At 38.9% G+C, this 12204-nt stretch carries 8 protein-coding genes and 1 pseudogene; 3 read left to right on the top strand and 6 right to left on the bottom strand.

The features are described 5' to 3' along the window. The first annotated feature begins 245 nt into the window (after window positions 1-245). The 3 genes from SOLCA_RS00410 to SOLCA_RS00400 are packed head-to-tail and all read left to right on the top strand — an operon-like array spanning window position 246 to window position 6387. The gene (locus SOLCA_RS00410; protein ID WP_157604479.1) at window positions 246-3746 is read left to right on the top strand and encodes a SusC/RagA family TonB-linked outer membrane protein; all 3501 of its coding nucleotides are present in this window, start codon (window positions 246-248) and stop codon (window positions 3744-3746) included. A 43-nt stretch (window positions 3747-3789) separates the two neighbouring features. After that, the gene (locus tag SOLCA_RS00405) at window positions 3790-5202 is read left to right on the top strand and encodes a RagB/SusD family nutrient uptake outer membrane protein (RefSeq protein ID WP_052308695.1); all 1413 of its coding nucleotides are present in this window, start codon (window positions 3790-3792) and stop codon (window positions 5200-5202) included. Between the two features lie 12 nt (window positions 5203-5214). Beyond that, window positions 5215-6387 (top strand): TlpA disulfide reductase family protein, encoded by a 1173-nt coding sequence (locus SOLCA_RS00400; RefSeq protein WP_014678463.1) that lies wholly within the window; start codon window positions 5215-5217, stop codon window positions 6385-6387. A gap of 395 nt (window positions 6388-6782) precedes the next feature. Here SOLCA_RS00400 and SOLCA_RS00395 read toward each other — a convergent pair whose 3' ends face one another. The 6 genes and pseudogenes from SOLCA_RS00395 to SOLCA_RS00365 form a co-directional block, all read right to left on the bottom strand. After that, on the bottom strand, window positions 6783-7253 hold the full coding sequence (locus SOLCA_RS00395) for a DoxX family protein (protein WP_014678462.1): 471 nt from the start codon (window positions 7251-7253) through the stop codon (window positions 6783-6785). Between the two features lie 70 nt (window positions 7254-7323). Beyond that, window positions 7324-7926, bottom strand: coding sequence for a Crp/Fnr family transcriptional regulator (locus SOLCA_RS00390; RefSeq protein WP_014678461.1), 603 nt, complete (start codon window positions 7924-7926; stop codon window positions 7324-7326). Window positions 7927-7976: 50 nt separating this feature from the next. Continuing rightward, a complete protein-coding gene (locus SOLCA_RS00385; protein ID WP_014678460.1) occupies window positions 7977-8465 on the bottom strand; it encodes a RidA family protein in 489 nt (162 codons plus the stop codon). A gap of 217 nt (window positions 8466-8682) precedes the next feature. Beyond that, a pseudogene (locus SOLCA_RS00380) lies at window positions 8683-9045 on the bottom strand (alpha/beta hydrolase fold domain-containing protein); the annotation flags it as partial. Window positions 9046-9569: 524 nt separating this feature from the next. After that, the gene (locus tag SOLCA_RS00370; protein ID WP_014678458.1) at window positions 9570-11135 is read right to left on the bottom strand and encodes an MFS transporter; all 1566 of its coding nucleotides are present in this window, start codon (window positions 11133-11135) and stop codon (window positions 9570-9572) included. A gap of 4 nt (window positions 11136-11139) precedes the next feature. Beyond that, entirely contained in the window at window positions 11140-12204 is a 1065-nt protein-coding gene (locus tag SOLCA_RS00365; RefSeq protein WP_014678457.1) for an HlyD family secretion protein, read from the bottom strand.

Below are 12204 nucleotides of genomic sequence, written 5' to 3'. Positions count from 1 at the left end.
ATTTTAAAAGTAACAGTTAACCGTACTATCACTAATCCAATTGAAGTGAAGAAATCAAAATAAAACCAGTTCGACTGCCATCGAACTGGCAATTAGGATGGATATGGTTAATCGATCAACTAACCGCTGGATGCCGCGATCTCGAAAATACAAGGCAAACAGCATCAACCTAAACTGAACAAATGTACAAAAAATGCACCCAAATGCTCTGCATACCAGATGCATGGCTCAAAACATGGAGAGTTATGAAGCTAACATTTTTGCTTTTGCTCGCAGCGATAATGCAAGTTAGTGCAACCACTTATGCACAAAAGGTTACTTTAACAGCAAAGAACGCTGAACTAGTAACTATTTTTGATCAGATCAGTGATCAGACCGGGTATGACTTTGTTGTCACCAATTCAATCTTAAAAAGTGCCAATAAAGTCACCTTACAGGTTAAGAATACCGAATTAAAAGAGGTATTGGAGCAAATCTTCAGAAATCAACCTTTTGAATTCAGCATTAGCAATAACACGGTTCTGGTAAAAAAGAAGGAAACCTCATCGGTAGTAAATTTAACGACTCAACTAACCGCTATAGAGGTAAAAGGAAAAGTTGCTGATGAAAAAGGGCTTCCCTTGCCCGGAGCAAGCATAAAGGTAAAAGGAACCTCTATCCAAACTTCAGCTAATGAAAACGGAGAGTTTTACTTACGCAATGTGGAGGAAAATGCCGTGTTGGTCATTTCTTTTCTTGGGTACAGAACGAGGGAAGTAAAAGCAGCAAAAGAGCTGAATACTATTTACCTGGCGCTTGAACCCAATGAATTAAAAGAAGTTTCGGTGTCCACTGGTTACCAAACGCTATCAAAGGAGCGTGTTACCGGAGCATTTTCAAGTGTACAAGCTAAGGAGTTGCAACAACAAAGATTAAGCAATTTAAACTCGTTATTGGAAGGCCGGATTCCCGGATATAATAATGGGGTGATCAGGGGAACCACCTCTATGAACGGTGTAACCAATCCTTTATATGTTGTGGATGGGTTTCCGGTAGAAAACACCCGCTATAGTACTACCGGTAGTCTTACCGAAAGTATCCCGGGCTTAAACCTTGAAGATATTGAAAGCATAACTGTACTTAAGGACGCTGCTGCAGCATCGATCTATGGAGCAAGGGCTGCAAACGGTGTGGTGGTGATCATTACTAAAAAAGGTAAAAAAGGAAAGCCTCAGATTTCGTTCTCCAGCACGTTCACCGTGTCGCCGTATCGTTTGTACACAGACAATCTGACCAATGCGGCTGATATCGTAAGCCTTGAAAAAGAGTGGGCCGCGAGCAACCCGAACTTACAAGGAGCAGGAGCATCGGCCTATGCTAGTTCTTTATTAGAAAATGCTGCGTATCCTAGTCAGGGTATCAACGCTTTATTACGTTATTATTCTGGTAGTCTTTCTCAAAACGATCTGGACTCAAAACTGAATCAGTTGGCAGCAGGCGGTTATCAATATTATGATGACGTTAAAAATTACAGCAAGCGTAATCCTTTTTATCAGCAGTATAACCTTAATATTGAGAATGCTACCGATAAAAACTCCCTATATTCTTCTGTTACCTATCGTAACAACAAGCTGGAAGACAAGTATTCTGATAATCAAACGCTGGGGTTAAATATTAAAAACACCACGTATGTAAACAAATGGTTTACGCTCGAACTAAGTAATTACTTTGATTACGGTAAAACCAATAGACAGGATTATTCTACGCTTTCTCCCGGATATACGTTTCTCCCTTATGACCGCCTTGTTAATGCTGACGGCAGTCATTTCAACTCGCTTGCCTCGTCCAGATTAAGCGCTAATACGATGTCGCTGATCAATGATTACAACCTTTACAGCATGGATATCAATGCACTTGATGAGCAGCAAATGAATTTGGGAGAAGCTCAAAACTATAGTAATCGCTCATACATTAAATTAAAAGCAGATATTACTAAATGGTTATCTTTTAGTCCAACCTTCCAATATGAGTTTGCTAACGACCGTTTTAATCAAATTTTTGACAAGAACTCTTACTACGTTCGGAATCGTGTAAATGGCTTTGCCGGATATACTGCAGATCAGGGATTTGCTTTCAACCTGCCGTATGGAAATATTTTCTATAATGAAAATCAACATAGTTCATCCTATAATTTCCGTCAGCAGTTTAACGTAGACAAAACATTTGGTCAAAAACATAACCTTACTGCGATTTTAGGTACGGAGATCAGGAATACTAAACTGGAGTACGACTCAGAAAACCTTTACAACTATGATCCATCGGTTTTGTCGTATGATTTGATCAACGCCAAGCAACTGGCCAATGTTCAAGGGGCCATATTGGGTGGACAATACTTTTCGGCAGCAGATGTTGCCAGTCAACGTGAAGCCATTAACCGTTTTGTGTCTTTGTATTCAAACGCGGGTTATTCCTATGACGACAAATATTTAGCAACCGGTAGTATCCGTTGGGATCGCTCCAACCTTTGGGGCACCAATTCAAAATACCAGAATAAACCATTATGGTCGGTTGGTGCAGGCTGGAACATCTACAGAGAAGCCTTTTTTAATGTAAAATGGGTCGATCTGCTAAAGCTTCGGGCTTCTTACGGAACAAGTGGCAATATTGCTAAAGATGCGGCTCCTTATATGACTGCCTACTATAGCGCTAACAATACTGTTGGAGGTATGCAAGGATCAATTTCCGCACGCCCAAATCCATTGCTTTCATGGGAAAAAACGGCTACTACTAATGTGGGGATTGATTATGCTCTTTTACAGAACCGACTGAGTGGATCGATCGACTATTATTACAAGGAAGGGAAAAACTTATTGGCTAATACCATGGGTGTACCTACTGAAGGTTTTGGTTATTCAACCTACTCAATTAATAATGGTGAAATGGTTAACCACGGAATTGAAGCTTCATTATCAGCCGATGTGATTCGTAATAGTAGCATCAGATGGAACGCTACCGTTCAGTATGCACACAATAAAAATGAGGTTACGTATGTAAATGTGGAGGCGCCGGTTTATTTCCTTCAGCTTGATTACCCTGAAGCTTATCCACGAATTGGCAATCCTTATAATGCGATTTACAGTTATCGTTGGGCAGGACTAAATGAAGAGGGATTACCACAGGTGTATGATGAGAATGGAAATAAAATGCTTTATTCTCCGGGCTCTTTGGCATCCATTGTTTATAGTGGTTCTACCATTCCGACCTATTCGGGTTCATTTAACAACCTGGTTGAATATAAAAACTTCGCTTTTTCATTTTTGCTGACCTTCGAGGGTGGACATAAGATCAGAAACTCTTTCCTGCCTATGTTAAATAATAACTATAACAGTGCCCTTTTCAGCTATGTATCGCAAATAGGTGCAGTTAATAAAGACATTATTAACAGGTGGAAAAATCCGGGTGATGAGGCAACGACAAATGTTCCAAGAGCCGTTTTTGCCGAAGACCCGAATTATAGCAGTGAAAGCTATGAGATCTATAAGAATTCAGACATTAATGTGCTGGATGCTTCAAATATCCGTTTACGCAATATTTCACTGGCTTATAATCTTCCGCAAAAATTTATCAAGAAAGCAGGGATGCAAAATGCACGTATCCAGTTCAATGCTGAAAACCTCTTTACAATTGCTACCAACAAAACAGCAAAATATCTTTTAGAGGGTTTTCGCTCACCGAATTATGTATGGGGCATTTACCTAAACTTTTAATGGAAATGAATGATCCGTTGATAACATTAAAATGAATCAAAAGATGAAGAAGAATCTATTAACCACCATATCGATTGCTTTACTGGCAATAACCGCGGGATTGAGCAGTTGCAATGACTTTTTGAGCGTTGTTCCTAAAGGTCAGAAAATCCCTACTACGCTAGCTGATTTTGATGCCCTGTTGCGCGATGAGTATGGCAATCAGCGTACTAATGTTACCCAGGCAATACTATTATTGAATGACAAATTTGAATCAGCCTCAAACTTAAGTTACTATCAGCTATATAGTGCAAATTATAACTGGGACGAAAATGCAGACCGTATTGCCTTTAATCATAGTGATGAAGGTACTTATTACAACGGTTACGCAGCCATTTCTACCAGTAACCTGATTATTGAACATGCTGCAGAGGCAACAGAAGCCAGTGAAGCAGACAAAGCACAGTTAATTGCTCAGGCTAAAATACTTAGGGCTACAAATTATTTTGTGCTGGCTAATTATTATGCAGATACATACGAGGAAGTCTCGGCGGCCAGTAAGCTTTCTGTACCATTAATTACGAGTGCAGATATTGATGCTCCCTATGTGCAGGTTAGTATTAAGGAGCTGTATGACTTTATGTTAAAGGACATTGAAGAGGCAATACCAAATCTAAGGCCAGCCGGAGCTACCATATTACATGCTAACCTTGGAGCAGCGTACGCACTTTCGGCCCGTATCCATTTACAAATGGGACATTTTGACAAAGCCCTTTCAGCTGCTAATGAAGCATTAAAACAAAACGATAAGCTTTATGACTGGACACAGTTTTACACGCAGTATAAAACACAGATAGAGCAAGTTAATGTTTACACCAATGCTCCTTCACCAATGGGCTATGACTATGTTGAAAATTACAATTTCAGACACGGTGTTAGCATTTACCGTAGTAATGAAAGTAATATCAGAACCGACCGGGCAACACGCTTTGAACCGGGTGACGCCAAATTTGCTTCACGTTGGAAAATAAGAACAGTTGGCGCTGATACGTATTATAAAAGTATTACAAACGGTTTTTTCAACTATGGCGGATTAACAACAACAGAAGTTTATCTCATTAAAGCAGAATGTCTGGCTCGTCAGGGAGATGTTACCGGTGCTATGAATATCCTGAATACTGTTCGCAAAAAAAGAATACTTCCAACCGTTTATGCTGATCTGACTGCGGCAACCAAACAGGACGCCATCAGACTAATTAACCGTACCAAAGGAAATGAGTTAATACTTAGTATCACTCCTTTTGCCGACAGACGTCGATTGAATAAGGAAGAAGATTATGCCCAAACACTAAGTAAAACCGAAAACGGTAAAAACTTATCGCTTTCTCCTGCTTCACACATGTGGACCATGCCATTCCCACAGGGTGCAATTAAAAACCATGGAAATGGCAGTATTCAACAAAACGTAAGTAAATAATCTATTTAACACATGAAAATCATGAAATTAAACCTAAAAAGCACCTGGATTGCATTATTCCTGTGCATGTATATAACTAATGTAATCGCTCAGTCTAAACCATTTACAATTACCGGAACCATAAATGGATTAGCGGATGGAACTAAAATGGAACTGATTCCAGGAGCAACTCACAAAGACGAAAAACCGATTGCTCAAGCTATTATTACTAACGGAAACTTTGAATTTAAAGGTTCATTAGCAGGACCTCGTCTCTTTATTATACGTCCCTCTGATGGTTACGGAGGATATTCTTTAATGGCTCAGGATGGAGCTATTACAATTACCGGCACTACAAGCGTCTCAGAAAATAATGGGACCAAGTATTATAATTTCGCAAATGTTGTGGTGAAAGGGAGTGCTGCACATACCCAATACTGGCAAAAAAAGGCCCCTCACCGTGGACTGGATTCTCTTTATTCTTCCAATAATGAAGCCGGGCGGGAGATTTCGGAAAAGATAAATGAGGCCTTTAAGAATAAAGATACTGTACTTGTAAAACAATTGAGAGCAACTGAAGCTTACAAACAGGTGCTGACTAGTGACAGTATTTTCTTTGCAGTGGCAGGAAAAACGATTTCCAAAATAATCAGTGATAACAAAGAAACCTGGTGGGGACCATTTTTGGCATTGGACATGTATAGTTACTTTACTCCAAACGAAAAGCCTCTGTATGCTATGTTTTCTCCGCAGGCGAAAGCTAGCTACTACGGAAAAATACTTAAGGAACAGATTGACCCGGAAGGTTTCAAAGGAAAAAAAGCTCCTCTGCTTGATTTAAAAGGGGAAGGTAATACAGATATGGCTTCATTGCTAAAAGGCAATAAATATGTATTGGTTGATTTCTGGGCATCATGGTGTGTTCCTTGCAGAAAGTCTATTCCACATCTGAAAAAAGCTTACGAAGAACTGAACGGTAAAGGTTTCCAGATCGTAAGTATTTCAATTGACAAGAAAGAAGCCGACTGGCAAAAAGCTCAAAAAGAAGAGCAACTGCCTTGGCCTAGTTTCTTAGATAAAGGCACTACTGCAAACGCCTGGAAAGTAAGAGCAATTCCAACCATGTTTTTGCTTGATGCAAAAGGTGTTGTAGTTGGAGAAGGTTTGTCCCTTGATGAGCTCCTTGCCAAAGTAAAAGCTAATTAATTACTTTTTGAATACGACAGGCACCTACTGGGAAAGTGCCTGTCCTTCAACTGAACAACTGTAAACGATCTTTTCTTTCATAACCTAAATCAGTGAGGCGTCGGATTTTAGTATCCGGCGCCTTTTTTCTTACAGAGACTTAGGTATTGACGATTGTGATGCAAACTTTCATCCTGATAGTAAAATAGGTAGAGAAATACTCTACCCTAATGTCATTAAGTTAAGTTTTTTCATGTGTGTCATGCTGAGGAACGAAGCATCTGTTCCTTTTAAGCATTAGAACTTACAGATACTTCCTACGTCAGGATGACAAGCTTATGATAGTTTTTTTGAGAGGGGAGAAACAGATCTATTAACTTAATAACATTGCCCTAATCTCGTTTCTAGTTGAATTATCAGGCTAACAATCCTTCCCTTTTTGCGCACACTTCAGCTAACTTTTCATCCACTGAGTATTTACCACTTCCATTGATAATTGTGGTTAGGGAAAGTCCGATGATTAACAAATGATATTCGTATCCTTCTCCTTTTTGGTTGCCGAACCAATTCATAAAAAAGCCATGTTCAAGATGTGCCGTGCAGATAATTCCGATAAATAAAATGATCATTGCAATACTCCAGATACGGGATGCAAAACCAATGATAAGCGAAACTGATCCGGCAAATTCAATGGCGATAACCAGAAAGGCTATTAACCAGGGCAGGTTTAACGTTTCTGTGAAAAAGCTCATTTCATTTGTATAGCCAGGTCCGTTAAACCATCCAAATACTTTTTGTGCACCGTGCGGCAACATTATTAATCCAACTGTTAAACGGGTTATCAAACCAGTCCAGTCATTATTGGTTTTAAAAATTAGGTATTTCATTTTGCTTCATTATTAACTAATGCAAAAGAATGAAGCCTGATGCCGATAAAAATTAAAGTAGTTTAACAAATTACTTTTTCACCAATTTTCTCCGCAGCATACTTAAAAAAACAGGAGTAATACCCAAATAGGCAGCAACTTGTTTTTGAGAAATGCGTTGCTCTAATTGAGGATACCTTTTTATAAAATCGACATAGCGTTGTTCGGCCGGATAGGAAAGGTTTTGGTTAATTCGGTTTTGTTGTGCTATAAAAGCGTTTTGAAAAAGAAGCCTAAAGAAACGTTCGAATTTTGGAACTCGTTCATACAAAAGATCCAAATTCTCTTTGCTGATTTGCAAAACCACAGTGTCTTCCAATGCATCAATAAAATAGGAAGAAGGGGTTTGCGTCAGGAAGCTGTAAAGATCACCCTTCCACCAATCTTCAATGCCAAATGAGATGATATGCTCGAATCCATCGCTATCAAGTGTGTACGTTCTTAAGCAACCCTTAACAATAAAGCTTTCGGCTTTACAAATATCACCTTGCCTTAATAAAAACTCTTTTCGTTTTAGCGTTTTATAGTGCAGTAGCGACACAAAAAAATCAGTTTCTTCTCGGTCGAGTTTAATATGTTTCGCAATATTTTGAAGTATAGGATCAATATTCATTCCTAAGGCTGATGTGCTCACAATAATAACGTTAGAGATTTTATGGGTGTAGATTATTAACCTTCAATGAACTATTTTTTAGGTATTATCGCTGTTGCTTCAATTTCTATCAGGATGTCTTCCCTGAATAATTTAGTAATCTCTACCAATGTGCTGGCTGGGGGTGTCTGCGTATTAATAAACCGATCTCTTACATTCCTAAGACTTTGAATCTGCGAAACATCTTTCACATATATTCCCAATTTGACTATGTTATCCATTGTTCCTCCCAAATCTGTCAGTATATTTTTGATATTGACAAAAACCTGTTCAGTTTGTTTTTCCATGTCATTCTTTCCTACAAGGTTTCCATTCTTATCAAGAGGTACTTGTCCGGAAAGAATGATCATTTGACAATTTCCAAGATCAATGACTGCGGCTTGTGAATATCCTTTAGGGTTGACAACCGATGAAGGATTTTTAAATTCCACGATTGAAGCATCAGTTTGAGAGAAAGAAGTAAGTGATAACAAAAGCAGGATTAGTGCAACAGCTGTTCTGCCAATTTTATATCGTTTCATTGTTTTTATGTTTTTGGAGGATGTTCAATGTCTAAAATAAAGTGATTTTGGTTAAAGTGCAAGAAATGGAACTTCCTTCCTTTCATTTTGGATAACCCCTAACCCCTAAAGGGGAACTTCTCTACATAACGGATTAAGGTAATACACGAAGTGTGATTTTTATTTCATTAAATAAGGAGTTCCCCTTTAGAGGTTAGGAGTACTATAAATAAATCCCTCACTTTTCAATAAACTTCCTTATCTCCTCTATCCCATTTTGGGCACCTGCACTATTGATATCTACCAACATCCACACATGATCGTGTTTTTCATACTGACTTAATTTTGTTTGAGGCTGACGGGCAAAAATTTTATCGTAAACGGCCCTGCTATCATCTAATAGAATTTCATCAGAGCCTACAAGAATTATTGTTGGAGGAAATGCGCCATTCATTAATGCAATCGGGTTGGCAGCAAAAATTGGAGAATCATGAATATACAGGGAAGTGTATTCTTCTATCATTGCTTTCGTAAGGATTGGATCAGACGCCGCATTATACACTAGCGATTCATTCTTTCCTGTTAAATCGGCCCATGTTGAAAGTAATAGTCTAAATACTTTATTATTTCTTTATTTTGGTAACTAACAGTATAGACACATTAAATTATCACCATGACAATTAATAAAAAAATTGGGATTATACTAACTGTTTTAGGCTTACTTATGTTTGTTGCAGGGGTTTCCATGTTTACTTATCAGGGAAAGCCACTAAGTCCTTTCTTAAGTAAAATTGGAATGTATTCCTTCATCCTTTGGTTCCCTGTAGTGATTATAGGAATAATACTAATAATTAAGAAAAAGAGTTAAACTGTGCTCCTCAAGCTTTGAAACTTGCTCCAACTTGTTTCAGTGTAGCATCACTTTAGAGTGAATATAACACGAAGGACTTTGTCTGGCTAATAACATTAGATAAATTTCTATTAGGGTAACAAAACTTAGAACACACCCCCAACCCCTCTCAAGAGGGGAACCTAATCAACTACGTTGATGCGTTAAGCCGAGAAATCCCACTTTAAGAGGGGGTAGGGGTGTGTTTCTTACCGCTATAAAAAATATCCCACGACTTACAACGGCAATGGCTCCACCTCAATCCGTTGCAAAGGGCGCCTTCCTATTCTCAGCAATAAGATCAGCAGTATTGGGAGGAAACTCATCACTGCCATTACCAGGTAGATATCCTTATAGGTAAGCATTGTAGCTGGCTTGGTAATTTCTGATTGCAATGGATTATCAGCCATTTTATCCGCTTCAGTTGGCTTGGATCCTTCAGATAGGTAATAGTTTTTAGTGTTTTTGTGTTTCTGTGCAGCAGCATCATTCCCGGTTGTTATTTGCTGGCCGATTCCCGTTTTGTGCAGTGTAGTTGTATTAGCTATAATAGTGCTTAAAACAGCCCCTCCTAAAATTGTCGCAAATACAATCCGGGCTATTATGCCACTCATCATTCTTGATGTACTTAATGGTTTTGGTACATTTTCAGAGATATACAAAGCACTTAACAGGTACAAAAAGCCAATACCAATTCCTTTCATAATAAAGGGCAATATAAAATCCTGTTCGCCGATACCGGGATAAAACCTGAAATACATCAATAAATGATAAAGACTAAAAGCGAGGAAACCCAATATCGCCGCCACATTCAGATAAACTTTATGATACATCATGTAGGTGCAGATAGGAATAGAAATTACCAAGCCCACCAGGATATACAGGTGTGTGTGCGCTATGTAAAATTCATCAAAACCAAGTATACCGGCCATGTATCCCATTACCACACTCCCGGTGCCGTTAGCCACACCAATAAGAAAGAAAAACAGGGTTCCTAACACTACATTTTTGTAGGCGTACACTTTAAAATCAATAATCGGATTTACCTTATTTAATGCATAAAAAATATAAATACCTGTCATGATCATCAGCGTTGCTGCTGCCATCCTAATTTTTGAATCGGAAAACCACTCCCTGTTTTGCCCTTCGGCGGTTAAAAACAGGATCGGAATCAGAAATAGGATCAACAAAATCCATCCGGTAAAATCGAACCGAAAGGGTTGCTTGCCTAGCACAATGTCTTTCCTGATAAAAACGAAGGTTAAGAGAATGCATAGAAAAAAGTTGATATTAAGCATCAGCAATGACGTACGCCAATCGTAAATACCGGAGAAATGTGCCCCTAAAAACTTATACAAATTACTGCTTCCCTGTATGATAAACTGAATAATGCCGTACATAACGGCCATATTAAGTGTAGGATTGTAATAAAGAACGATGGGAATAATGGCCGCTACTATTCCGAAAATGGTAAAAAAAGCAAGTATCGACCGAAAAAAGATAAACCAGAAAACATCAGGAGCATATGCGGAGCAGGTATTCATTAGTATGGAAATAATGGTTATTAAAAGCATCATGGACTTTAACGGAAACTTTTTAGATAGTTCAAGTGCTAATGGTAAACCCGCCACTATTACAAACAAGGGGACAAAGTTCATGTACATAAACTCAACCGATGAGGCTCCAAAATGGCCTTGCAATTGTGAATTCACATAGCCTGTTGCGTTGAGTGCATTCAGAAAAGGAATGATCAACAAGTACAATCCCGTTACTTTTAGCAACTCTGCTTTTCGCCACCGCATTTAATCATTTTTTGATTTCCACACTAACATTCATGCCGGGTTTTATTCCGGTAAGTTTTTCGGGAGTGTCTGTAAACTCAATTCGAACAGGTATTCGCTGGGTTATTTTCACAAAATTCCCGGTTGAATTATCAGGAGCAACCATCGAAAATTTAGCACCTGTTGCCGGAGAAAGCTCACTAACCTTACCTTTAAACGATTTTCCTCCTAAAGCATCCACCATAATATCAACAGGCTGACCTACTTTAACCTCTTCCATTTGAGTCTCTTTAAAATTGGCTATAACCCATTTTTTGTTTTGAATGACAACTTCGGCCAATACCTGGTTCACGTTAACCAACTCGCCTAAATGAATGGTACGTTCTCCGATAATACCATTTAACGGGGCTAAGATTTTGGTATAAGACAATTGCAGTCGCGCCGCAGCAAGATCAGCCTCTTTGCGCTTCAGTGTTGCTTTGGCCGATTCAATGTTAAGCTGATTTTGTTTGGTAACTGATCTGCTGGTGGCCACATCACTTTGCATGGCTTTAAGGCCGGCTTGTTCTGATTTTAGTTGAGCCGTTACCTGATCGAACTGATTAAGTGTAACCGCCGAATCCCTGTACATATTCGTGAAACGCTTATAATTTTTCTCCGCCCTTTCGAGATTAGCCACATTACCTTGCAAACGTGCTTGTGTTGCATTCTCTGTTGACTTTGATATAGTTACTCCCTGTTGCATAGCCACCAGATTAGCTCTGGCAATCTCCAAATCGGCTTCGGCTTGGGCCACTTTAATCAAAAACTCTTCATCATCCAGCAAAACAATCGTATCGCCGGCACGAACGCTTCCATATTCAGTAAATTTTATGGACTTAATAGTACCCGCCACACGAGATGTTACTGCAGCAATATCTGCATCAACCTGTGCATTGTTGGTTTTAATTTTACTACTGAAGTCGAAAAATATCGACAACATCCAGCCTACTCCTGCTATTAAAAACAGGATGGCAATAACTTCAATAAACAAGTTTTTCTTTTTCTCCTGTTTCTTTTCAGCTGTGTCGTTATATTTTTCTTCTGCCAT

Source organism: Solitalea canadensis DSM 3403 (assembly GCF_000242635.2).
Lineage (GTDB): Bacteria > Bacteroidota > Bacteroidia > Sphingobacteriales > Sphingobacteriaceae > Solitalea > Solitalea canadensis.
Note: the sequence above shows the minus strand (reverse complement) of the source record. Positions and strands in the feature narration are given on the sequence as shown.

Excerpts from the sequence above, each read along its gene's own strand:
- SOLCA_RS00410 (WP_157604479.1), top strand. The coding sequence starts at position 246 with ATGAAGCTAACATTTTTGCTTTTGCTCGCAGCGATAATGCAAGTTAGT.
- SOLCA_RS00405 (WP_052308695.1), top strand. The coding sequence starts at position 3,790 with ATGAAGAAGAATCTATTAACCACCATATCGATTGCTTTACTGGCAATA.
- SOLCA_RS00400 (WP_014678463.1), top strand. The coding sequence starts at position 5,215 with ATGAAAATCATGAAATTAAACCTAAAAAGCACCTGGATTGCATTATTC.
- SOLCA_RS00395 (WP_014678462.1), bottom strand. The coding sequence starts at position 7,253 with ATGAAATACCTAATTTTTAAAACCAATAATGACTGGACTGGTTTGATA.
- SOLCA_RS00385 (WP_014678460.1), bottom strand. The coding sequence starts at position 8,465 with ATGAAACGATATAAAATTGGCAGAACAGCTGTTGCACTAATCCTGCTT.
- SOLCA_RS00370 (WP_014678458.1), bottom strand. The coding sequence starts at position 11,135 with ATGCGGTGGCGAAAAGCAGAGTTGCTAAAAGTAACGGGATTGTACTTG.
- SOLCA_RS00365 (WP_014678457.1), bottom strand. The coding sequence starts at position 12,204 with ATGGCAGAAGAAAAATATAACGACACAGCTGAAAAGAAACAGGAGAAA.